Origin of the sequence: Embleya sp. NBC_00888, from assembly GCF_045207655.1 — a bacterium.
In the GTDB taxonomy this organism is placed as follows: domain Bacteria; phylum Actinomycetota; class Actinomycetes; order Streptomycetales; family Streptomycetaceae; genus Embleya.
Genome location: NZ_CP108785.1, coordinates 293,530 through 316,955 on the forward strand (window position 1 = coordinate 293,530; position 23,426 = coordinate 316,955).

Consider the following 23,426-nt stretch of genomic DNA (forward strand, 5'->3'; position numbering starts at 1 on the left):
CGGACGGCAGACGAGGCCGACGCCCGGGACTTGGCGGGCTTGATCGATACACGACGGCTCGGTTCGGTCCCGAGCGGCCTTGTCGCGGATCTCGCAACCCACCGACCGGCCTGCGCGGGGTCGCTGGGGCCCGCCCGGGGCCGGGTGGAGGGGGTCAGCGTTCGGCTGCGTCTTCGAGGATGATGCGGCCCATCCGCTCGTAGCGTTCGGGGCGTTGGTGTTTCATGTAGAGGGCGAGGGCGATGCCGGCGAGGAAGAAGCCGCCGACGATGTAGGGGATGAGTTTGAAGAGCAGGGTGTCCGCGGCTGCGCCGGCGGCGGTGTCCATGTTGTAGACGAGGAGGCCGACCACGGCGGCCATGGCGACGCCGCCGGTGATCGGCGCGGTGAGGGTGGTGAACCAGTGCCTGGTCTCGGGGTGTCTGTTCTGTACGTGGAAGTAGCCGACGACGGAGAAGGAGCACAGTGTCTGGACGATGAGGATCGCCATTGTGCCGAGTAGGGCGAGCAGGCCGTACAGGTGTACCGACGGGTCCATGTCCGCGACGATGAACGCCGCCACGAGGAGGATCGCGATGACGGACTGGACGAAGGAGGCGATGTACGGGGAGCCGTGCCTGGGGTGGGTTCTGCCGAGTGCGGGGTGGATGAAGCCCTCGCGGCCGATGGCGTAGAGGTAGCGCGAGGCGCATTGGTGGAAGGCCATCGCGCAGGCGAAGGAGCCGGTGACCACCAGCCATTGGAAGATCTCGACCGAGGTGTCGCCGAAGTGCTCGCCCAGGGGTGCGAAGAACAGGGTGCCCTCGGAGGCGGCTTCGGCCAGGTGGGACCTGCCGGCGGCGGAGACCATCATCCAGGACACGAAGATGTAGAACAGGCCGACGCCGACCACCGAGATGAGGGTGGCCCGGGGGACGACCTTCTTCGGGTCGCGGGACTCCTCTCCGTACATCGCGGTCGACTCGAAGCCGACCCAGGACCAGAAGGCGAAGAACAGTCCGAGGCCGGCGGCGCCCATGCTGCCGTTGACTCCGTCGAAGGCCTTGAGCGGGTCGACCGCCTCGCCGAGGATGCCGTCCGGTCCGCCGCCGGTGAACAGCACCGCGAGGGAGACGGCGGCGAGTACCGCGATCTCCAGGATCAGTGCGACGCCGAGGAACCCGGCCGTGAGGTGGATGTCGAAGAACGCCATCGCCGCGATGGCCAGCAGTCCGAACATCGCGTAGTGGCCCCAGTGCAGGTCGAGTCCCCACTGGTCGCTCGCGAGTTGTTTGAAGGAGGCGGCGAAGAAGCCGATGATGGAGGCTTCGAAGACGACGTACGCCAGGACCGCGAGCAGGCCCGACGCCATGCCCGCGACCCGGCCGAGGCCGTGCGAGATGAAGCCGTAGAAGGCGCCGGCGGCGGTGATGTGTTTGGCCATCGCGACGTACCCGACCGAGAAGACGGTCAGCACGAGGGTGGCGAACAGGTACGCGGCGGGGGCGCCGATGCCGTTGCCCGACCCGGCGATGATCGGCAGGTTGCCGGTCATCGCGGTGATCGGGGCGGCGGTGGCGACCGCCATGAAGACGACGCCGACCAACCCGACGGAGTTGGCCTTGAGCCGGTTGACCTGTTCGCCGGGGATCGGCACGGCCACGTCGACCTCGGCACTGTCGAGGGGCTGTTGCTGGGTGGACATCCCACCTCCAGGAGGGGTATGGCCGAAATGGGTACGGCGCGTGTGACGGACGCCTGATCCACGGCCGATCGTCGAACGGTGCGTGATCCGACAGGCCGCAAGCGTCCCTCCGGACCGGAAAACCCCGCAACGGGCAATGCGTCAGAAGAAACCCCGAGACATCGACACTGTGATCATTGCCACAGACCACCGCGAAGCCCGGCGGCGAGTATCCGGGCCGGCCGCACAAAGCCTCCATCTGCACCGATGCCCGGATTCCGACGCCATCGGGACCATTGCGCCGCCCGAGGCGGTATCGACACCGCACTCGAGCTTCGCGCCCCACGAAGTGTCGGGTACACGCGCTTCGCCCAGGGGCGACCTCGGCCCGACGCGGCTCCGCCGTGGTGCGCCGCACGATCACTGGCCACCGGTATCCAAAGGCATCTGCTCAGCGAACGCAGGACACCGAGGTTCGACATCACTTTCCGCGACTACTGGAAACACGGCAGAGCCGGGCTGTGACCAAATCAGCGCGCCGCCGGTATCGCGAATTCGACGGTCTCGGTGTTCCCCTGCGGCGAACCCGTGCCGGGGGTAAGGGTTCGCTCGGTTCGCCGCAGTGGGAATCGAAGCCGCTTGGGCCGCCCGCTCCCAAAACTCTCCGCGTCGGGTCTGCCGTCGGTACCCCCGAGGACAGGCGCTGGACGCGTCGGTGAAACGGCTCGTTCCTCCGCTACCCAGGGCAATGTGGGGTACTATCCATCAATTTTCGGCTCGGGGATCGACGATGGACCCGAGTGCGCTGGGAGGCGCGGTGAGCAAGCCGAGAACCGGCCCGGTGGCCGAGCCGGCCGTGATGGTGCCCTACCTCCACCGCCTGTTGGCGAGCAACGACATCACCCAGGCCCTCCAGGTGGCCGTGAGTCACGTGGTCGACCTCCTCGGATGCGAGGTCTCGTGGGCCGGCCTGATCGACGCGGGCTATCTCGTCATGGGTGCCCACCACGGCCTCGTCTCCAGCGAGATGGCCTCGGCCTGGCGGCTCAGAGTGGGCGAAGGCATCGGAGGTCGCGCCGCCGCCGAGCGCAGGCCCCAGACGAGTCGCGACTATCGGCACGACTCGCGCCGCGAGCGTCTCCTGAAGCGCCTCATCGACGACGAGGGCATCCACGCGACCATGGCCGTGCCGTTGCTCTCGGCCGACACCGCGCTCGGCGTGTTGTACGCGGCCCGCCGCCGACCCCACCCGTGGACCGGGACCGAGGTGCGTCTGCTCGAGGAGGTCGCCCACGACCTGGCGGTCCGGCTGCACCGACTCGACGTCGAGGGACGCCACGCGGCACAGGCGCGCGAGGCGGAACAACGGTTTCGGCGGGCCTTGCACGGTCAGCATGTCTGTGCCCGTCTCGCGGGCAACCTGACCGGGCAGGCGGACGCCGGCGTCGCCCTCGACATGCTCGCCCTCGAGGTCGGGGGCCGCATCGAACTGCGCAGGCCCGACGGCAGGTTGCTGCACTCCGCGGGGGAATTGGGGCAGGGCAACCCCCGAACGGTCTCGCGCTCCGAAATCGCCGGCACCGACGGCCTGATCCTCGTCGTCGTCCGGACCGGTGATCTCGACGACGTCGGCCGCGCCATGATCGATCTGGCGGTCGGTATGTTCCGGCTGCAGTTCCTCCGGATACGCGAAGGCGACCGCACCACCGAACGGCTGAGCGGGGAACTCTTCGACCGGCTGCTCACCGGCCGCATCAGCGACCCGGAGGCGTTCCGTCGGCGCATGGCGCTGATGGGCGTGAGCGTCGCCGCCCGGGCACAGGTGCTGGTGGCCGGCCCCACCCGCCCCGACGCCCCGGCCGGTGCGTTGAACCGCCTCGCCGACACCCTGCAGCGGACCCTCGCCGGCTGCGTCACCACCGAGCGGGCCGGCCGGCTGGTTGCCGTCGTCGATCTGGCCGGCCGTTCCACGACAGCGCTCCGCGAACAGCTGAGCGCCGTGCTCCGACAGGGGCACGGCCACGACGTCGTGATCGGCGCGGGCCGGATCTGCACCGAGCTCATCGACTTCTCCATGTCCTACGACGAGGCCCGCGCCGCGTGCGAACTCGGCCGACGCGGCGCGCCCCCGGGCACCTCGCCCCAGGCCCGGGTGGTGAGCGCCCACGACCTGGGCATCCTCGGCGTGGCCAGTCTCCCGGCGGCCCATCTGCGCACCACCGTCCGCGACCTGCTCGGCCCGCTCATCGACTCCGACGAACAACGCGCCACGGACTTCGTGGCCACGCTCCGCGCCTACCTCGTGCACGACCGACACCTGGCCGCGACCGCGGCGGCGCTGCACGTGCACTACAACACCGTGCGCAACCGCATCGCCCGCATCGAGACCCTGCTGGGAATCGACGTCCGCGACGTCGACGACCGCTTCCGACTGGAGACGGCGCTGCGCATGCACGCCCTGACCCACGCCCTCGGATACACCGCACCCGCACCCCTGTCACGGCATGACAGTGCCGGGCCCCCACGGTGTCACGGCGCGCCTTGTGGTGAGGTGGGTCACGCGCGGCACGCTGGGGCCCCATCCGAGAAGAGGGCCCCATGAAGCTCATCACGTTCGTCGCGAACGGCACCACCCATGTCGGCGCCTTGGACGCCACCGGCAGCCGCGCAAGCGATCCAAGGCGCTCGAACTCGTGCCCGCCCTGCCGGTCACAGCCGTCGGCAAGATCGACGAGCAGAAGCTCCGGAAAGGCTGGGACCGCCGGTGACCACCACCCCCTCGTTCTCGAACACCGCTCCGTGTGACCGCGGCCTGCCCGGCCGGTTGGTCAAGGGTGGACTTGGGAGCGTTCCCGGAGGAGGCGACGCGTCCTGCGCGTGCGGTGTTCCCGAAGGGCTGCCCGGCAATGCGGCTGCGGGACGCGCTCGATCCGGTGTTCGCCGACGCGCGGTTCGCGGAACGATCCGGACGAACCCACCCGCCCCCGTCGCCACCCCGACACACATCACGACACGGACCACAAGCCGGGCGGATCACCGTAGTACGGCTGGAGCACCTCTCCCCCGGAACCCGGTGATCTATGATAGAAGGTACCTTTTATTAAGCATAAGTGACTTAGTCAATTAAACATATCCATACCGCTGCGCGCGACCGGGCAGGTGAGGTGATGGGTCCGGACGAACGGAGCCCACAAGGGCGGTCGAACGCGGAGGACGTCGGCAGTCGGGTCCGCGTCGGCGCGTGGGACTGGGACGTGGCCGATGGCGCAGTCGCCTGGGACGACTCCGCTCTGGATGTGTTCGGCGTGGAGCCCGGTGACTGGCAGGGGGAGGCCGCGGCCTGGCAGCGTCTGGTTCACCCGATGGATCTGCCACGGGTGCTGAAGTGCGTCGAGGAGGCGTCCCGTACGCACGGTGCCTACAGCGTGGTGTGCCGGATCCGGCGGCACGGCGGCGGCTACCGCCGGGTCGAGTTCCGCGGTCATTGCGCGCTCGACGGGCAGGGCGCGTCGAATCGCCTGTTCGGCACTGTGAGCGAGGTCGCCGAGCAGCCTGCGCACGACGCGGCGGCATGGGCTCCGCAACAGCAACCGAACGGCGGTCTCCCCCGAGTGCTGCCGGACGAAGCGCACGGATTGGCTGCGGACCGTACCGATCGGATCGCCGCGATGACCCTGGCACTCGCCTCGGCGATCACCGGGCAGGACGTGGTGAACGTCGTGCACGACCACATGCTCCCGTTGTTCGGCGCGACCGGAGTGGGCATCTGGGTCGAGGAAGCGGGGCGAGTGTACGCGGTGGGCACCGCCGGGTACTCGCAGGAGTTCATCGATCTTTTCGAGGGACACCCCAAAGAGGACACCCCGCCGGCGCTGGAGGCCAAGCGGGATCGCGTTCCGATCTTCGTTTCGTCGCCCGAGGAGTACCTGCGTCGCTATCCCGGCCTTGCGCACGCCCTCGCACTCAGCGGCAAGAAGGCGTGGGCGTTCCTGCCGCTGATCGCCTCCGGACGTGTGATCGGCTGCGCCGTCATCTCCTACAGTCGGCCGCACCTGTTTCCGCACGAGGAACGCACGTTGCTCACGGCGTTGAGCGCGCTGGTCGCCCAGGCCCTCGCGCGGGCCCGGCTCTACGACGCGGAGCACGACCGGGCCCGTCGGTTGCAGCAGGGGCTGCTGCCTCGTGCCCTTCCCGACACGCCGGCCCTCACCGCGGCGGCCCGCTACCTGCCCGCCACCGAGGGAACGGAGGTCGGCGGGGACTGGTACGACGTCATCCCGCTGTCGGGGGACCGGGTCGCCCTGGTGGTCGGGGACGTCATGGGCCACGGACTGTCGGAGGCGGCGACGATGGGGCGACTGCGAACCGCCGTGCGCACCCTCGCCGACCTCGAACTGCCCCCGGACGAACTGCTGTATCACCTCAACGACCTGGTCGGCGGACTCGGCGACGACTTCTACGCCACCTGCCTGTACGCCGTCTACGACCCCACCAGCGGTGTCTGCTCCATCGCCACCGCCGGCCACCCACCGCCGGCCGTGGCCGACGCCACCGGACGGGTCCGACTCCTCGACATACCCGCCAACCCGCCGCTCGGTGCGGCGGCACCACCCTTCGACACGAGCGAATTCGACCTCGACGACGGCAGCCTGCTCCTGCTCTACACCGACGGACTGGTCGAATCCAGCACGCAGGACATCGAACGGGGAATGGCCCGCCTCGCCGAGCGCCTCCGAGCCATCGCGGCGAAGGGACACACCGACCTCGACGCCGTCTGCGACGACCTGTTGAAAACGATGGGAGCGGACCGCCGGCCCACCGACGACGACACCGTGCTGCTCGTCGCCCGCACCCGCCGACACGCCGCCGAGGACATCGCCACCTGGCACCTGCCGACCGAGCCCCAAGCCGCCGGCACGGCCCGCCACCACGTACGGGACCAACTCTGCGCCTGGGGCCTGGAGGAACTGTCCCCGACAACGGAACTCCTGGTCAGCGAACTCGTCGGCAACGTCGTACGGCACGCCAAGGGACCCGTGTCACTTCGCCTGCTGCGCAGCCGGACCCTGATCTGCGAGGTCACCGACGGCAGCGCCAGCCTGCCCCGGATCCGCCGTGCCGCGGAGACCGACGAGGACGGCCGCGGCCTGCAACTGATCGCCATGCTCGCCGAGCGCTGGGGAGCCCGCTACACGCCCGACGGAAAGTGCATCTGGACCGAACAGCGCATGCCCGTCACCGAATCACGCCGACCGTTGCCGTAACCGGGACGAGACCACCACCGGCAACCCGGCACATTGGTTGACCTCCGCGGCGGCCTCATCAACTCGGGGGCTCCTGAGATCCGACCGAGCCCATCCCGAAGCCGCGTGGGGGCAAGAGTTCGCGCAGTTCGTACTCCTCGTCCCCACCCCGACCGGGGCAAAGGCGGCGTCACCGGCATCGGCGAGAACACCCACCCACGTTACGAGCCCGACCGACAACCCCGCAGGCGGACCGGCGAAACGCGCGCCTCGGCCGACAGAGTTCGCCGACCCCGGTCCGAGGCCGGCGATGTGATGCCCGGCGCGGCACCGGCGAGACCTGCATCGCCCCCTGGGGACTCGTGTCGGGCACCGCGAATCCGACTCGGGCCGCCACGGCGAGTTGCGCGGGCTTCAGGCGGGCGGCACTCACCACGTTCGGGTCGTTGACCCACACACGCAGGGACTGTGCCTTGAGCAGGCCCAACAGTGCGGTGGTGTTCTCGTCGGCCCGCCACCGCTCGTCGGGATCGGGGTGGGTGGGCTTGCGCCAGTAGACGGCGCAGTTCTCGTCCACGTGCGCGGCGCGCTCGCGGGGTCGCAGTTCGCTGCGCCACCGGCCCGCGTGGAAGCGAGCGGTCGCCTGCAACTCCCCGTCCAGGCGGCCGGGGTCCGGACGCAGGTGGCGTGGCCGCCGAGGTGTGACACCACCAGGTCGGCGGTCAGGTCGGTCTCGGCGGCCACGACGGTGGGGTGAGAGTCAGTCATCTGCCTTGAGTCCGGAGGGTTCCTGGGTACCGGTGTAGTCCGCGACCAGATCCGGGTCCGCGCTGTGGACGAGCAGGGTGCCGTCGGCGACGACGTTCGCGCACAGCTCGGGATCGTAGTGGTGGTCCGGCAGCGGAGGCGGACCACCGGCGGGGGCCGCGAGGCGGCGGGTCAGCAGCAGAGGCATGGCCATGTCAAACCTTTCGGGTGCGTCGGGTGGTGATGCGAACTGCCGTGCGGTTTCTAGTAGGTGGTAGGGGTGGCATCGTTCTCGCGGGCGAGGGCGGCGGCACGGGTTTCCGCGTCGAGGCGGGCTCGGCGGGGGCTCCACGGGCCGCGGATGAGGAAGGCGGTGGGGAGGAAGATGGCCTGTCCGGCCACGCAGACCCACCACCAGATCCGCCATTGGTCGGGGGCGTCCTTCGATGCCTGGGCGACGTCGGCTCCGTGGCGCTTGACGATGTCCAGGGCGGGTTTCGCCTGAGTGACGAGGGCGAGGCCTGCGGGGCCGACCTCGGCGTAGGCGCGGGCGCCGAGTTCGGGCGGTATGGCGTCGGAGGGGTGGCGATCGAGTTCGGCGAACAGGGCCGGGTGGGCGGCGATCACGGCGAGGGCGGGCGTGGCTTGCCGCTGGGCTTCGGCGACGTCCTTCCCGTGGTCGACCAAGGTGGTGACCGAGGTCGCCACCAACGGGAGGGCGATGGCGGTCGCTGCCACGATCAGGCGGGTTGCGCTGCCGGTGACGGCCAGTCCGGCTGCCGTGGCCGACGGGCTGTGCCGTTCCACGTTCTCGGTGAATCCCGCCATCCAGGGGGCGTACGCCATGCCGCCGAACACGCCCATACAGCAGCCGAGTAGCGCGAAGGTGTCGAAGCCGGTCGTGGCCCGGGTGGATACCGACGCGAACACGATCATCAGGATGAGGGAGCCGATCAGTCCCGTCACGATGAAGGGCTTGCGGACGCGCAGCCGGTCGGACAGCAGTCCGAAGAGGATCAGGGAGACTGCCTGGGCGGACCAGAACCAGTTGCCCAGCCCGTTGGCACGCTGCTCGCTGTAGCCGTGGACGGTGCTGAAAAAGACCACGAAGCTGCCGACCACGGTGAAGTAGAACAGTAGGTACAGGCCCACGCCGATGGCGGGGACGACCACGTCGGTACGCAGCACGCGGCGTCCGCCGGTGTCGAGGGCTTGTGCGCGGTCCAGCCCGGCGGCGCGGGCCTCGAGCAGGGCGCGTTCCTCGAACGCGACGATGAGTTGGTTGCGCAGGGCGGGGGCGAGTTCGCGGAGGAAGACGGCGACGACGAGGGCGACGACGATGCCGGCCGCGCCGGCGTAGCGGATTTCGTTGCGCCAGCCGATGTCGTCGAGGGTGGTGCTGGTGACCCCGGTGACGATGAGGCTCCCCAGGACCGGGCCCATCGTCCACAGGCCCATGGCCGAGGCGCGTCCCACCTGCGGCGACAGGTCGCGGACCAGGGCGGGGGCTGCGACGAGGACCAGTCCTTCGACGAAGGCGATCACGGCTGTGAGAAGCAGGAACGCGGTCGAGTTGGGTGCTTTCGGCAGGGCGGCGAGCGTGAGCACGCCCGTGGCGAGGAGTCCGTACGCGACCAGGTTCGCGCGTCCCCACCGGTCTGCGAATCCGGCGATCAGTGCGGCGCAGGCTCCGGTGATGTTGCCGACGACGGCCACCATCGAGAAGTACCCGAACGACATGCCGTAGTGGTTCATGATCGACGTCGCGATCGCGGTCTGCACGTAGAGCTGGTAGTACACGACCACGGTCGCGGCCACGACGAGGGCGAGTTGGGCGTGGCGGGTGGCGCCGGTCGGGTAGCGGTGGAGTTCGCGTCGCCACAGGCGCGTGAACCCCGCTGCGGGATCTGGTCGTGGGGGCGCGTCGCAGGACGCGGAGGCGGGCGACGCGGACGAGGGTGGCGCGACCATGACAGCTCCTGCACGGGGTCGTCGGTCCCTGGGGTCAGGGTTGGGCGGGTGGGGCCGGAGTTGTGAACCGGCCCGGTTCTCGGGTGCGTCGTGCCGTGGATGGACAGGCCTGGCGGGCGCTGTCCGAACGTGTGCGGTGACGCAGACGCCGGTGCGCTGCGCGGGTGTGGTGCGTCGGCGGCCGCGTCGGGGCGTGCGGCCTGTTGACGGCGGGTGAGCCTGCATGATTTGTTACCTGACGTCAGGCTCAGATTCTGGCCACTTCGCCATCGATGTCAAGAGGAGCAGTCATGCGAGTCGACGAACCCGCGCAGGGGCCACAGGACGCCGCGGTGGGGAGTGGGTCGTGGCCGGAACCCGCTCCGGGTGTCCGGCTGCGGCTCGATCCGGAGGACGAGGGCATGCACGTCCTCGGTCCGGAAGAGCATTTCAACGAGTCCATGTACTTCAACTTCTACGATCCCCGGACACGTCTGGGAGGCTGGGTGCGGTTGGGCAACCGCGCGAACCAGGGCCACGCGGAGCGGTCGGTCTGTCTGTACCTTCCGGACGGGAGCGTCGCGTTCGACTATGCGCGACCCGCGATAGCCGACAACGAGCGCTTCGATGCGGGCGGGCTCTCGTTCACCGTGGTGAAGCCCTTCGAACGCCTCGCCGTGCGGTTCGAGGGGGAACTCCTGCACTTGGCGGACGGCCACGCGATGGCCGATCCGAAGACCGCGTACCGCACTGGTCCGCGGGTACACGCCGCGCTGGAACTGGCCTACGAGGGCGTGTCCCCGATGCTCGGCGGCGAGGCCGAATACGAGGACGGCCGGCCGCTGGAGGACATTCACGGCGGCGACTTCGCCCGCGGCCACTACGAACAGCACGTCCTCGCCAGGGGATCCGTGCGTGTCGGGGGCACCGCCTGGGAGATCGGTGCCCCCGGCCTGCGCGACCACTCGTGGGGCCCCAGGCACTGGCAGTCCCCCTGGTGGTACCGCTGGCTCACCGGGAATCTCGGCCCCGACGCGGGATTCGTCGCCAGCGTCATCGCCGATCGCGCGGGAGGCCGCAAGGTCGGCGGCGTCGTCTTCCGCGACGGTCGCTACGACCGGGTCCGCGGCGTGCGCGTCAGCACCGTGTGGGACGACGCCACCGGCACTCAGACCGCGCTCGACCTGACGTTGACCACCGACACCGACACGTACGAGATCCACGGCGACGTGATCGGCATGGTGCCGCTCCGCAACCGCCGCACCGATGAGAACGGCGACCTCCTGACAACCCGCATCGCCGAGGGGCTGACGGTTTGGAGCTGTCCCGCACTGTCCTCCGCGCCGGGAGGCGGCATGAGCGAGTACCTCGACCAAGTCCTCGACGGCCTGCCCGTCGGGATCACCGAGGAGGGCTGACATGACCGCCGAGACGGATGCCTCGCGTGCCGAGGACTGCCCGCCCCCGGTCGCCGGCGACGGGATTCCTCACGGCACCGTGGTGCCGACCGGAACCGGCGAACTCCTCGCCGCCGTGGACGCCGACGGCGTCCTGACCGTCGTGCTGAACCGCCCGCAGCGTCGCAACGCGATGACCGCCGACCTGGAGTCCGCCTACCTCGCGCTGCTGCGCGCCGGCGAGGCGGACCCGCGCGTGCGGGCCGTCGTGGTCACCGGCGCAGGGAACGCGTTCTGCGCGGGAGCCGACCTATCGGCCCTCCACGACCTGTCCGCAGGTGCCGCGGACGACTCGCGACACACCGCACGGGACACGGACGGCCCGCCCCCGGAAGACTCGACAGTCGGAGCCACCCGCGATCCCGGCTACCCGCTGACGTTCGCCAAGCCCCTGATCGCCGCGATCGACGGGCCCTGCATCGGACTCGGGTTCGCCCAGGCGCTGTTCTGCGACATCCGCTTCGCGTCCGAGCGCGCGACGCTGGCGACCGCGTACGCGCGCCGCGGCCTGATCGCCGAGTACGGCACCGCATGGCTCCTCCCGCGCCTCGTCGGCCGAGGCCACGCCCTCGACCTGCTCCTGTCGGGGCGGACGGTGGACGCGGCCGAGGCTCGGGGCATGGGGCTCGTACAACGCGTTCTGCCGGCGGCCGAACTGCTGCCTGCGGCCCTCGAGTACGCCCGTGAACTGGCGCGGTTGAGCGCTCCCACGTCGATGGCGGTGATCAAGGCGCAGGTCGACGCGGACGCCCGCCGAGGCGCCGATGCCGCGCTGGCCTCGTCGTTCGCGCTGATGCTCGAGTCGTTCGCACGCCCCGACCTCGTCGAGGGGCTGGCCGCGCTCGGCGAGCGGCGAGCGCCGCGCTTCGCTCCCTGGCCGCCCGCGGACCCGGCGCGGGGCCCGGCGCGCCCCTGACGGGACGAGCCCGCCCGCGGCGGGAGCCGCGGGCGGGCGGACGGGCGTGTGGCCGAAACCCCGCGACTAGGGAAGCTTCAGCAGCCGCGCCCACGCTTCGAGCAGCAGGCGCGCCGTGGCGTCCGCGGTCGGCGGGTTCGCGCGGCGGTCGAACACATAGGTGAGGTAGCAGTAGCGGTCCGCCATCGCCGTCAGCATCCGCGCGGTCCCGGCGATGTCGTCCAGCGGTTCCAGCGCGCCGGATTCGAGGCCGCGGCGCAATTGCCGCTCGACCGTCTCCTCGATCACCTTCGTCAGCCGGCGCCGGGCGTCCGCGAGCGCGGGTTCGAGCTGCGTGACCTCCTCCCAGACGCCCGCGAAGGCCGAGTTCTCCGCGTAGTGGCCGACGTAGAAGCGCAGCAGCAGCTCCAAACCGGTGCGCCCGTCCTCCAGGTGCCACACCCCGTCGGCGGTCTCGAGCAACGCGCCGACGTACTCGTCCACCAGCGCGGACATCACGTTGCTGCGGTCGCGGAAGTACTGGTAGTACGTGCCTTGGCTGACGGACGCGCGTTCACTGATCTGCGCCACCGAGACCTGACCGTACCCGCGTTCCTCGAAGGCCTCGCGCGCGGCCACCATGAGTTTGGCGCGCGTCGCGGCACCGCGTGGGCCGAGACGCACCTCCTTGCCGTCCTCGCGGCGGGTCGGCTCGGCGGGGGTGCCCGGACGGTCCGCTGCCGGGGAGTGGGCGGCAGCCTTCTTGGGCCTGCGTACGGCCTTCGGAGGGGGAGGCATGGTGTTCTCCAGATCAGGGGTCAGGACGACGGGGCCGGGGAATGAGCCGCGGATGCCGGGCGGCGCTGCGCGACGCGTGGTCGGGTCGCGGAGGCGGGACGCGACCCGAACCTGACGTCGGCATCATATGGGGTTCACGGGCAACGTCGCCCGGCGGCCCGCGCTCACGTGCGCGTCGGGGGTTCGGCGATGGCCGACAGATATACGGACTTCGCGACGGTGAACGCGGCCAGACCCTCCGGGCCGAGTTCACGTCCGATCCCGCTCGCCTTGACGCCGCCGAACGGTGCCCCGGCGTCGATGCTGTAGTCGTTGACGCCGATCGTGCCGGTCCGTACCCGGCGCGCGACGGCGAGCCCGCGTTCGGGATCTCGTGTCCACACGGTTCCGGCCAGACCGTAGGGCGAGTCGTTGGCCAGGCGCACCGCTTCGTCCGTGTCGTCGTACGGGATGACCGCCAGGACCGGCCCGAAGATCTCTTCACGGGCGAGCGGCGCGCTGTTGTCGACATCGGCGAAGACCGTCGGTGCCACGAACCAGCCGCGGTCGCGTGGCGGGGCGCCGCCGCCGGTCACCACGGTGGTGCCCGCGGCTTTGGCCGCGGCGATGTGCGCTTCCACACGGTCGCGTTGCAGCCGGCTGACCAACGGCCCCAGTCCGGTCGCCGGATCCATCGGGTCGCCGACGACCAGTGACGCGGCCACCGCGCCCACGGCATCGGCCACCGCGTCGTGACGGGCCCGAGGCACGAGGATCCGGGTCGACAGGTGGCACGTCTGGCCGTTGTTGAGCAGCGACACCGCCGCCACCCGGCCGGCGAAGACCTCGAGATCCGCGTCGTCCAGGAGGATCGCCGCGGACTTACCGCCCAGTTCGAGCGAGGCCGGCCGCAGGAGCTTCCCGCACACTTCGCCGATCCGACGTCCCGCGGCGGTCGAGCCGGTGAAGGCGACCTTGTCGACACCCGGGTGAGCGACGAGGAGTTCGCCGACGTCGGCGCCGCCGGGGACGACGCCGAGCACGCCGGGCGGCAGTCCCGCGATGAGCGCGGCGTCCGCCAGGGCGTACGCGTCCAGGGTCGTCTCCGGTGCGGGCTTGAGGACGACCGTGCAGCCGGCCGCGAGTGCCGGAGCCAGCTTGAACATGGTCAGGGTCTGGGGGAAGTTCCACGGGACGACCGCGGCGACCACGCCGACCGGGTCGCGGGTCACGACGGTGTGGCCGTTCCCGTCCAGGCGCGGGCGCGTCTCCTCCGCGAGGACGGCGCCCGCCAGCGCCGCGTAGTAGCGCAGCAGTCCGACCGGGCCTGCGCCCTCGGCGTCGAGGGCAAGCCCGATCGGCATGCCGTTCTGGAGGGTGGTGAGCGTGGCGCGTTCGGCCAGGTTCGCTTCCAGGGCGTCGGCGAAGCGGATGAGCAGGGCGGCTCGCTCGACGGGGCCCAGCCCGCCCCAGGCGGGGTCGTCGAGGGCGCGGCGGGCGGCCGCGACGGCGTGGTCCACGTCGGCGGGGGTCGCGGCCGGGAAGGAGCCGACGGGCGACTCGTCGGCAGGGTTGACGACCTCGATCGTGGCGTGGGGGCCGTCCGGGGGGATGTACCGGCCGCCGATGAACAGCGTGTCGTGATGGTGCAAGGCGAGTCCTCGGGGAGAAGTGGGCCTGCGGTCGGCGCCGGAAGGCCGGGCCGGATCGCGCAGGAGCACGCCGGAGCGTGACAGTCGGGGCAGGGTGGTCGGGGGCGGGGGTCGGTGCGAGATTCAGGGCAGCAGGACCGGCTTCACGACGGTGCCCTCGAGCCACGCGCGCTCCGCGTCGCCGATCCGGTCGAGTGAAAACGTGGTGACCAACCGGTCGAACGGGAACCGCCCCTGCCGCCACAGCCCGATCAGGTCGGGCACGAACGTCTGCGGAACGGCGCCCCCCTCGATGATCCCGACCAGGGCCCGACCGGGAGCGAGGGCGTCGGGTGGCAGGGCCAGGTCGCCGTGCGGGATGCCGACGAGTCCGCACACGCCGGTCGGGCGCAGCGCGTACACGGCCGTGGTGATCGCCGCGGGCAGCCCCGTGGTGTCGAGTGCGTACTGCATCCCTCCCCCGCTCGCCTCGGCCAGTGCGGCGGGCAGTTCCGGGTCGGCGCCGTCGAAGACGTGCGTCGCGCCGAGCTCGTGGGCCAGTTCCCGGCGGGCCGGATTGACGTCCACGGCGGCCACCACGCCCGCCCCGGCCACCCGGGCGGCCATGACGGCGCTCAGCCCGACGCTCCCGGACCCGAACACCGCGATCGACGAACCCGGTCGCACCGCAAGGGAATTCCACACCGCGCCCGCCCCGGTCTGCACGCCGCAGCCGAGCGGGCCCAGCAGTTCCAGAGGCAGGTCCCGGTCCACCTTGACAACGTTTGCCGCGGCGGTGATCGCGTGGCTGGCCAGCGACGACTGGCCGAACCAGCGGGATGCCACCGGGTCGCCTTCGGCGTCACGCAGCAGCGCATCCCCGTCCGCACTCGTCCCGGTCAGGTTCCGCGCGGTGAACTCCGCGCAGTACGCGGGTTGGGCGGATAGGCAGTTCCGGCATGCCCGGCACGCGTCATACGACAGCACGACCGGTTCGCCGACGGCGAGGCCCGCGACCCCGGGGCCGAGGGCGTCGACGACGCCGGAGCCCTCGTGGCCGGTGACGATGGGATGGGGCGTGTGCCCGGGGACGCGGGCCAGCAGGTCGGTGTGGCACAGCCCCGCACCGGCGATCCGCACGCGGACGTGGCCGGGGCCGGGGTCTGCGAGCTCCAACTCCTCGATGCGGTAGGGCGCGTCGGGTGCGCGCAGCACGGCGGCGGTGATTCTCACGAGTGTGTTCCTTGCTTCTTCTCGCGATGCGCGGTGCAGGATGCAACGGCGCGACGGGCGGTTGTGGACGATGGGGTCGGGGATCAGGCGTTGGCCCGAAGCAGCGGCAGCGAGGTGATGTCGCGGAAGGACGGGAGTTCGGAGCGGCGTACCAGGGGGCGGTGCGGATCGGGGGCCCAGTCGTCCATCAGCGGCAGCAACGCCGTGAGGGCGGACTCCAGTTCCATCCGGGCCAGCCAGGCACCGAGGCAGAAGTGCGGCCCCGAGCCGAACGCGAGATGCCCGGCCGGGTTGCGAGTGATGTCGAACCGGTCGGGGTCCGGGAAGACGTCCTCGTCGCGGTTCGCGGCGCCGAACGCCAGCATCACCCGGTCACCCGCCCGCATATCCTGCCCGTGCAACCGGTGGTCGGCGGTGAGCGTGCGCGCGAAGCATTGGATCGGCGGCTCGAAGCGGATGATCTCCTCGACCGCCTGCGGAATGCCCTCGGGACGGTTGCGCAGGGCGCGGCGCTGCTCCGGGTGTGCAAGCAGGAGGTGCACGGCGTGGCCCAGCACCGAGGCGGTGGTGGTGTTCCCGGCGATCATGAGCAGGCTGCAGAAGTTGACGATCTCGTCGTCGGTGAGAACCTCCTCGGAGTCTGCGGCGGACACCATGCGGCCGATGAGGTCGGTTCCCGGTCGAACGCGGCGGTCGGCGACGGCTGTCCGGAAGCAGGTCACGGCTTCCGTCACTGCCGTGCCGATCTCTGCAGCGAGCACGGGGTCTTCGCGGCGCGCCCACGGCCATGCGGTCAGCGCGTGGCTCCACCGACGGTAGTCGCGCCAGCCGTCGTGGTCGATGCCCAGGTAGTGCGCGATGACCCGGGTGGGCAGCGGGTCGGCGAACGCCGGGACGAAGTCGAAGGCGTCCGACGACTCGGCCGCTATCCGGGAGACCAGGCCGTCGACGACGCCGTCGACCCGGTCTCGGAGCGTCCGCACATTGCGCGGGGTGAACTGGCGGCTGAGCACGCCGCGCAGGCGCCGATGGTCGGGGTCGTCCATCGCGACCAGCGACCCGTTCCCGCCGCCCGGGCCGAAGGCGACGCCCTGCGCGGAGGAGTACAGCCCGGGGTTGCGCAGCGCTTCGCTGACGTCCTCGTGGCGGGTCATGAACCAGACGTCCGGCCGCGCGAGGCGTACGAGCGGGGCCTCGGCCCGCAGGCGGGAGTAGAAGGGGTAGGGGTCCTCCCTGAACTCGTCGCTGTAGAGGTCGAGCCGGGTCAGGTCCGTGATGTCGGTGGCGGGCACGTCAGGCCTTTCGGTGGGATGCGGGCGCAGGAAGGACGGGCTCCTTCGACGGCCGGTCCTTCGGCAGCAGGTAGTCGGGGTTGACGACCTCCAGCCGGCGAACGGCGTGGGCACGCAGCGCCGGAACGAGGCCGGGCGCGTCCGGTGCGAGCACGCCGTCGCGGATTGCCGCGGCGGCCTCGCGCATCGCCTGTGCGTCGTCGGCTGAGGCATCGACCTCGTCGACGGTGGCGCCGGTGGGCCTGCCGGCGTCGTCCGCGTCGGGTCGCGCCGCGCGGACGATCAGCGCGAGTACGGCCTCCCGGTCGGGTGCGTGGTGCCCGGTCCCGACGACCAGTTCGCGTTCGACCATCCGCAGCACGCGCACGGCGACCCGCGCGTGGTAGCGGTCGGTTCCGGCCGGCGAGGTGCCTCCGACGGCTTCGAGCCACTCGGCGACGGCGTCGACGAGCTGGGCGGCGGTGGGGGTGTACTGCATCACGGGCCTTCCTGGAGGAGGACGACGAGGTCGTACTCCGCCTCGGCAAGGCGGCGTCCGATGGCCGCCAGTTCGACGCTGCGGACCTGTCCCGACAGGTGCAGGCGGCTCTGTGTCACGCAGGTCAGCGCCCACTTGAACGTGCCGAACACCTCCCAGAAGTGCAGCTCCGGACGGGTGATCGGGCTGCCTCCGGCCGCGGTGTAGGCGGCCAGCAGCTCCTCGCGAGTGCCGAAGCCGCCCGCGGGCTTCGCGTCCGCGCCGAACTGCCACGCCCGGGTGCAGAACCACCCCAGGTCCTCGGCCGGCGCGCCGACGTGTGCCAACTCCCAGTCGAGCACCGCGACCAGGCCGTCCGGTGCGACGAGGAGATTTCCGGTGCGGACGTCGCCGTGTACGAGAGAGGCCGGCCCGGCGGGCGGGGCGTTGGCGGCCAGCCACCGCGCGGCCAGTTCCAGGATGGGCGAGCCGACGTCCAGCCGAGTGAGCCAGGTGTCCATCTGGGCGACGGCTTCGGCGGCGTCGCGCGCGGGCCCGAGGAAGGGGACGCGCTCGGCGAACACCGTGTGGATCGCGGCGAGCGTCCGGCCGACCTGCTCGACCAGCACCTCGCGGGCCCGGCCGAACTCGGGATTGCGCAGCAGCTTCCGGGGGATCGTCTCGCCCTTGAGGAATTCCATGACCAGGTAGGCGGGAGCTTCGTCGGGAGCGCTCTGTGCGAGCACCTGCGGCACCGGCACCGCTGCCGCGTGCACGACGCGCAGCAGTGCCGCTTCGTCGTGGCGGCTGCTCAGCGGCGTGCCCGGCCGGTCGCGGCGGATGATGATCCGCGCCGCCGGGAAGTCACCGTCGATCTCGGCGGCCCATGTCTCCATCGACGCGCCGCCGGAGAGCCGGCGCGGATTCGACACGGTCACCGGCGTGTTCCGCGCTTCGCTCAGGCGTGCGGCGACGGAGGCGGCGAGGGCGCGTGGGGCGGATGCGGTGCTCATCGGCCGGTCTCCGCTCCGGCCGCGGGCGGCACGGTGCCCGATTCCGCGGCGGCGGCGAGGCGGTCCGCGAGCAGGCGGCGCAGCACGTCTTTTCGCAGCTTCCCGGTGGGCGTGCGCGGCAGCGGTTCGGTGCTGACCTCCACGATCGTGGGGACCTTGAATCCGGCCAGTCGTTCGCGGACGTGTCGCCGCAGGTCGTCGGCGTCCACCGAACCGGTGCCGCCGGGCTCGCGGTCCACCGCGTGCCGCGGCACGACGAACACGGCGACCTCTTCGCCGAGCAGCGGGTGCGGCGCTCCGACGACGGCGGCCTCGGCCACCTGGGGGTGCTCGCCGACGACGTCTTCGACCTCGGCGCAGTAGACGTTCTCGCCGCCCCGGATGACCACGTCCTTGCTGCGGTCGCTGATGTAGACCCGGCCGTCCGCGTCGACCCAGCCGAGGTCGCCGGTGCGGAGCCCGCCGTCGGTGAACGTCGCGGCGGTGTCCTCGGGGCGCTTCCAGTAGCCGCGGACCACGTTCGGGCCGCGGACGACGAGTTCGCCCACCTGCCCGGTGGGCAGCGGGGCGCCGCGGTCGTCGACCGCGACGATGTCGACGATCGGGCACGGCGTGCCGACGCTGTCGGGGTGGGCCGCGTAGCGGGCGCCCATGTTGGTGGTGGCGTTCGCGGAGCTCTCGGTGAGGCCGTACCCGACCCCGCATACCGCGTGGGGCATCTGGGCGCGGATGCGTGCCGGGAGCGAGGTGGCCGCGGGCGCGCCGCCGTAGCCGACGTAGGTGACGCTGGTCAGGTCGCGCCCGGCCCCGGCCTCCAGGATCGCCTGGATGGTCGTGGGGACGCCGACGAGCCGGGTCAGGCGCTCGCGTTCGACGAGGTCGACCGCGATGTCGGCGTCGAACTTGTCCATCAGGACGAGCTTGCCGCCCTGCGCCATGCCGGCCACAAGGGTGGCGTGGCACCCGGTCGCGTGGAACAGCGGGACGGTGACCAGCGTGCTGGGCTGGTCCGGGAGCGGGTCGGTCGAGTGGGCCGGGTCCGCGGGGTCGACGGGGTCCGGCGGGGCCGCCTCCTGCTCCATGGCCGCCAGCGCGAATTCGAAGGCGCCCCAGTAGAGCAGGTTCATCACGTTGGTGGTCATGTTGCGGTGCGTGCCCACCGCGCCCTTGGGGCGCCCGGTCGTGCCCGAGGTGTAGAGGATCGTGGCGTCGTCGTCGGTGTCGACGGCAACCTCAGGCAGCGCGAACTCCGCCTCGGGGTCGGCGAGGTCGACCAGCGCCCGCACGCTTGCGGCGCCGGTGGCCGCGGCCTCGGGGGCGTCGGATCCGGTGTCGAGGGTGACCAGGTGGATGCCCGCAAGCTGTCCGGTCAGCCGGGCCAGCCGGGCGCGGTCGGCGAAGAGCCAGGTGGCGCCGCTGTCGTCGAGGGCGTACCCCAGCTCTTCGCCGGTGCCCCAGGCGTTCAGCGGCACGACGACCGCGCCCGCGCAGGCCGCGCCCCAGAACGCGATGCTCCAGGGCACCCGGTTGCTCGCCGCGATGGCGATCCGGTCGCCGGGCCGCACCGCGCCGTCGCCGGCGAGCCACCGGGCCAGGCTCGCGGCTGCCCTGCCGTGGCGCGCGTAGGTCCAGCGCTCGGTGCCGTGCACGAGGAAGTCGCGCTCGCCCCAGGCGTTCCCGGAGACCAGGAGGTCGGCCAGCGTTGCGGGCGCGTTGCGCCAGACCCGTGTGCTTCGGCCGTGGACGGTCGCCTCGACCACCTCGAACGGCTGCTCCGGTGCGGTGAGCTCGGTCGCGAGCCGCTCGGCGGCGCTCGGTACGCCCGCACGCGCTCGCGTCGCCGCGAGGGTGTCGAGGGACCGGTTCTCCGATGTCGGTGGGTCGGGCTGTGTGTGTGCCATCGAGGGCTCCCTGGGCCGTGGGCATCGGCGGGGGCTTGACGCCGCCGCCCTGTAGGCTGTTATAACCTGACGTCAGGCTCAGGTACAAGCCTGGGCGCTGCCGGCCGGCCGGTTCGAGCGCCTCGCCCAGCACCGCCTGGACCGCACCGCGTCCCTGCGGGCACCGGAAATGCCCCGCCCCGCCGGACCACCCCGGCCCATCAGGAGGAACCACATGCATCCCACCGCCTCATCCACCCCGGCCCCGCCCGAACCGACGCCCACGGGCTCGGCCGAGCGCCCGGCCGTTTCCGTCGCCTGCGCCGACGGCATCGCGGTCATCGCGATCGACCGGCCCGAGGCGCGCAACGCCGTCAACCTGGCGGTCGCCACGGGCATCGCCGCCGCGCTGGACGAACTCGACCACCGCGACGACCTCGTGGTGGGCGTGCTCACCGGCACCGGCGGCACGTTCTGCGCCGGCATGGATCTGAAGGCGTTCCTGCGGGGCGAGCTGCCGGTGCTGCCGGGCCGCGGGCTGGCCGGTCTGACCGAGGCGCCGCCCGCCAAGCCGCTCATCGCGGCGGTCGAGGGCCATGTGCTGGCGGGCGGATTCGAGATCGCGCTGGCGTGCGACGCCATCGTCGCGGCGGAGGACGCGGTGTTCGCGCTGCCGGAGGTCAAGCGCGGGCTGGTCGCGGGCGGAGGAGGATTGCTGCGGCTGCCGCGCAGGCTTCCGTACCACGTGGCCATGCAACTGGCGCTCACCGGAGCGCCGCTGACCGCGACGCGGGCGCACGCGTTCGGCCTGGTGAACGAACTCGCCCCGGCCGGCGGCGCGTTGCACGCCGCCCGCGCGCTCGCGTCCGTCATCGCGGCGAACGGGCCTTTGGCCGTGCGCGCCACCAAGCGCATCGTCACCGACTCCGGCTCCTGGCCCGCCGACGAGATGTGGTCCCGGCAAGAGGCGATCACCACACCGGTGTTCGCCTCCCACGACGCCCGCGAAGGCGCGGCCGCCTTCGCCGAGAAACGCGCCCCGCGCTGGCAGGGCCGCTGACCTCCGGCGTCCCGCCCCTCCCCAACCGCCCCACACCCCCGGCGCCGATCCGTCGGCCCGCCACGATCAGCCAAGGAGCGCCACCGATGCACCTCGACAACGCGTCCGTCCTCGTCACCGGCGGGGCCTCGGGCCTCGGCCGGGCCACCGCCGCACGCCTGCTCGCCCGGGGAGCGACCGGCGCCGTCCTGCTGGACCTGCCCACCTCGGCCGGCGCCCACGTCGCCGAGGCGCTGGCCCGCGAATCCGGGCACCCCGTGCGGTTCGTGCCCGGCGACGTCCGCAGCCAGGAGGACGCCGCCGCTTCCGTCGAGGCAGCCTCCGAACTCGGCACGCTGCGCGTCGCCGTCAACTGCGCCGGTACCGGAAGCGCCATCCGCACCGTCGCCAAGGACGGCACTCCCCACCCGCAGGAAGCCTTCGAATTCCTCGTCGCGATCAACTTGTTCGGCACCTTCAACGTCCTCCGGCTCGCCGCCGCCGCGATGACCCGCACCGAGCCCGCCGACGGCGGCAGCCGCGGCGTGATCGTCAACACCGCCTCGGTCGCGGCGTACGAAGGGCAGATCGGCCAGGTCGCCTACGCGGCGTCCAAGGGCGCGATCACCGCCCTCACCCTCCCGGCCGCCCGCGATCTCGCCGCCGCGGGCATCCGCGTGGTGACCATCGCGCCCGGGCTCATGGACACGCCGCTCCTGGGCAGCGCGCCGCAGCAGGTCCGCGACGCCCTCGGCGCCCAGGTTCCGCACCCCGCACGCCTGGGTCTCCCCGAGGAATTCGGCGACCTCGTCGCCGCAGTCGTCGGCAACGACTACCTCAACGGCGAGGTCATCCGACTCGACGGCGCCATCCGTATGAGCCCGAAGTAGCCCGCCCGCTCACCCTGGCGACCCGAACCATCGAACGAACAAAAGGAGCGACCATGCGTGACGCCGTCATCGTCGACGCCGTGCGGACCCCCCTCGGCAAGGGCAAGGCGGGTGGTGCCCTGTCCGGCCTGTCCGCCGTGGACCTGTCCGCGCAGATCCTCACCGCCCTCGCCGACCGCGTCGGGCTCGACCCCGCCGAGGTCGACGACGTCGTCTGGGGCTGCGTCTCCCAGATCGGCGAACAGGCGGGCGGTATCGGCCGCTACGCCGTCCTCGCGGCCGGCTGGCCCGAGCACGTCCCCGGCCTGGCCGTCGACCGCCAGTGCGGATCCTCCCAGCAGGCCGTGCACCAGGCCGCCGCGGGCGTCATCGCCGGGCAGTACGACATCGCCGTGGCAGGCGGCGTCGAGTCGATGTCCCGGGTGCCGATGGGCTCGTCGTTCGCCGGCGGCGCCCTCGGCACGCCGTTCAGCCCCCGCATCCAAGCCCGCTACCCGGGCACGGCCTTCAACCAGGGCGCCGGCGCCGAGATGATCGCCGACGAATACGGCCTCAGCCGCACGGAACTCGACGCCCACGCCCTGGAGTCGCACGCACGCGCCGCAGCCGCCGTCGACGCGAAGCTCTTCCACGGCCAGATCGCCCCCGTCATCGCCCCCGGACCGGACGGCACGCACCGCGTGGTCGACGCCGACGAGGGCATCCGGCGCGGCAGCACCCCCGAACAGCTCGCCGGCCTGCCCACCCCGTTCAAGGCCGACGGCCGCATCTCGGCGGGCAACTCCTCGCAGATCACCGACGGCGCCGCCGCCCTGCTCGTCACCACCAGCGAAATCGCCGCGGCCCGCGGCTGGACACCGATCGCCCGCTTCCACACCGGCACCGTCGTCGGCACCGACCCCGTCACCATGCTCAAAGGCCCGATCCCCGCCACCGCCAAGGCCCTGTCCCGCGCCGGACTCTCCCTCGCCGACATCGGAGCCTACGAGGTCAACGAGGCCTTCGCGTCGGTCACCCTCGCCTGGCTCCGCGAGACGGGCGCCGACCCGGCAAGGCTCAACCCCAACGGCGGCGCCATGGCGCTCGGCCACCCGCTCGGAGCATCCGGCGCACGCCTGATGACCACGCTCGTTCATCACATGCGCGACAACGGCATCCGGTACGGGCTGCAAACCATGTGCGAAGGCGGCGGCATGGCCAACGCAACGGTGCTCGAACTCCTCTGACCCCGCCCGCAGCCCCGCGCCGCCCCACCCACC

General features: G+C 71.8%; 18 protein-coding genes. 7 read left to right on the plus strand and 11 right to left on the minus strand.

Going from position 1 to position 23,426, the window contains the following annotated elements; translation table 11 throughout:
• Positions 1-154 precede the first annotated feature (154 nt).
• Positions 155-1,684, minus strand: a complete 1,530-nt coding sequence (locus OG948_RS35385; RefSeq protein WP_406300442.1) for an APC family permease — start codon at positions 1,682-1,684, stop codon at positions 155-157.
• A gap of 796 nt (positions 1,685-2,480) precedes the next feature.
• On the opposite strand from OG948_RS35385, the gene OG948_RS35390 reads away from it, so the two are divergent.
• The gene (locus tag OG948_RS35390) at positions 2,481-4,265 is read left to right on the plus strand and encodes a helix-turn-helix domain-containing protein (protein WP_331769095.1); all 1,785 of its coding nucleotides are present in this window, start codon (positions 2,481-2,483) and stop codon (positions 4,263-4,265) included.
• 565 nt (positions 4,266-4,830) lie between these two features.
• Positions 4,831-6,927 (plus strand): SpoIIE family protein phosphatase, encoded by a 2,097-nt coding sequence (locus tag OG948_RS35395; protein ID WP_331769096.1) that lies wholly within the window; start codon positions 4,831-4,833, stop codon positions 6,925-6,927.
• Positions 6,928-7,096: 169 nt separating this feature from the next.
• Here the strand turns inward: OG948_RS35395 and OG948_RS35400 are convergent, their stop codons facing one another.
• The 3 genes from OG948_RS35400 to OG948_RS35410 all read right to left on the minus strand — a co-directional run bounded on the left by OG948_RS35400 (position 7,097) and on the right by OG948_RS35410 (position 9,624).
• Positions 7,097-7,555 (minus strand): hypothetical protein, encoded by a 459-nt coding sequence (locus OG948_RS35400; protein ID WP_331769097.1) that lies wholly within the window; start codon positions 7,553-7,555, stop codon positions 7,097-7,099.
• A gap of 111 nt (positions 7,556-7,666) precedes the next feature.
• Positions 7,667-7,867 carry a hypothetical protein gene (locus OG948_RS35405; protein ID WP_331769098.1) on the minus strand — a complete coding sequence of 67 codons (201 nt, stop codon included), beginning with the start codon at positions 7,865-7,867 and terminating at the stop codon, positions 7,667-7,669.
• Positions 7,868-7,917: 50 nt separating this feature from the next.
• On the minus strand, positions 7,918-9,624 hold the full coding sequence (locus OG948_RS35410) for an MFS transporter (RefSeq protein ID WP_331769099.1): 1,707 nt from the start codon (positions 9,622-9,624) through the stop codon (positions 7,918-7,920).
• Between the two features lie 290 nt (positions 9,625-9,914).
• Between OG948_RS35410 and OG948_RS35415 the strand changes: the two genes are divergently transcribed.
• Complete coding sequence (locus OG948_RS35415) at positions 9,915-11,021, plus strand: hypothetical protein (protein ID WP_331769100.1); 1,107 nt, start codon at positions 9,915-9,917, stop codon at positions 11,019-11,021.
• A gap of 1 nt (position 11,022) precedes the next feature.
• Positions 11,023-11,976, plus strand: a complete 954-nt coding sequence (locus tag OG948_RS35420) for an enoyl-CoA hydratase-related protein (protein ID WP_331769101.1) — start codon at positions 11,023-11,025, stop codon at positions 11,974-11,976.
• A gap of 66 nt (positions 11,977-12,042) precedes the next feature.
• Here OG948_RS35420 and OG948_RS35425 read toward each other — a convergent pair whose 3' ends face one another.
• The 7 genes from OG948_RS35425 to OG948_RS35455 form a co-directional block, all read right to left on the minus strand.
• Complete coding sequence (locus OG948_RS35425) at positions 12,043-12,753, minus strand: TetR/AcrR family transcriptional regulator (RefSeq protein WP_331769102.1); 711 nt, start codon at positions 12,751-12,753, stop codon at positions 12,043-12,045.
• Between the two features lie 164 nt (positions 12,754-12,917).
• On the minus strand, positions 12,918-14,384 hold the full coding sequence (locus OG948_RS35430; protein ID WP_406300443.1) for an aldehyde dehydrogenase: 1,467 nt from the start codon (positions 14,382-14,384) through the stop codon (positions 12,918-12,920).
• Between the two features lie 123 nt (positions 14,385-14,507).
• Positions 14,508-15,596 carry an NAD(P)-dependent alcohol dehydrogenase gene (locus OG948_RS35435; RefSeq protein WP_331769103.1) on the minus strand — a complete coding sequence of 363 codons (1,089 nt, stop codon included), beginning with the start codon at positions 15,594-15,596 and terminating at the stop codon, positions 14,508-14,510.
• An 83-nt stretch (positions 15,597-15,679) separates the two neighbouring features.
• Positions 15,680-16,888, minus strand: a complete 1,209-nt coding sequence (locus OG948_RS35440) for a cytochrome P450 (RefSeq protein ID WP_331769104.1) — start codon at positions 16,886-16,888, stop codon at positions 15,680-15,682.
• Between the two features lies 1 nt (position 16,889).
• Positions 16,890-17,366, minus strand: a complete 477-nt coding sequence (locus tag OG948_RS35445) for a DUF6285 domain-containing protein (RefSeq protein ID WP_331769105.1) — start codon at positions 17,364-17,366, stop codon at positions 16,890-16,892.
• Positions 17,366-18,358 (minus strand): phosphotransferase family protein, encoded by a 993-nt coding sequence (locus OG948_RS35450; RefSeq protein WP_331769106.1) that lies wholly within the window; start codon positions 18,356-18,358, stop codon positions 17,366-17,368. Before OG948_RS35450 ends, OG948_RS35445 begins: the two co-directional genes overlap by 1 nt.
• A complete protein-coding gene (locus tag OG948_RS35455; protein WP_331769107.1) occupies positions 18,355-20,259 on the minus strand; it encodes a class I adenylate-forming enzyme family protein in 1,905 nt (634 codons plus the stop codon). The genes OG948_RS35450 and OG948_RS35455 overlap by 4 nt, the downstream gene beginning before the upstream one ends.
• Positions 20,260-20,473: 214 nt before the next feature.
• On the opposite strand from OG948_RS35455, the gene OG948_RS35460 reads away from it, so the two are divergent.
• From OG948_RS35460 to OG948_RS35470, 3 genes are all read left to right on the plus strand, one after another.
• Positions 20,474-21,298, plus strand: a complete 825-nt coding sequence (locus OG948_RS35460) for a crotonase/enoyl-CoA hydratase family protein (protein ID WP_331769108.1) — start codon at positions 20,474-20,476, stop codon at positions 21,296-21,298.
• Between the two features lie 86 nt (positions 21,299-21,384).
• Entirely contained in the window at positions 21,385-22,167 is a 783-nt protein-coding gene (locus OG948_RS35465) for an SDR family NAD(P)-dependent oxidoreductase (protein WP_331769109.1), read from the plus strand.
• Between the two features lie 53 nt (positions 22,168-22,220).
• Complete coding sequence (locus tag OG948_RS35470) at positions 22,221-23,393, plus strand: acetyl-CoA C-acyltransferase (protein ID WP_331769110.1); 1,173 nt, start codon at positions 22,221-22,223, stop codon at positions 23,391-23,393.
• Positions 23,394-23,426 lie beyond the last annotated feature (33 nt).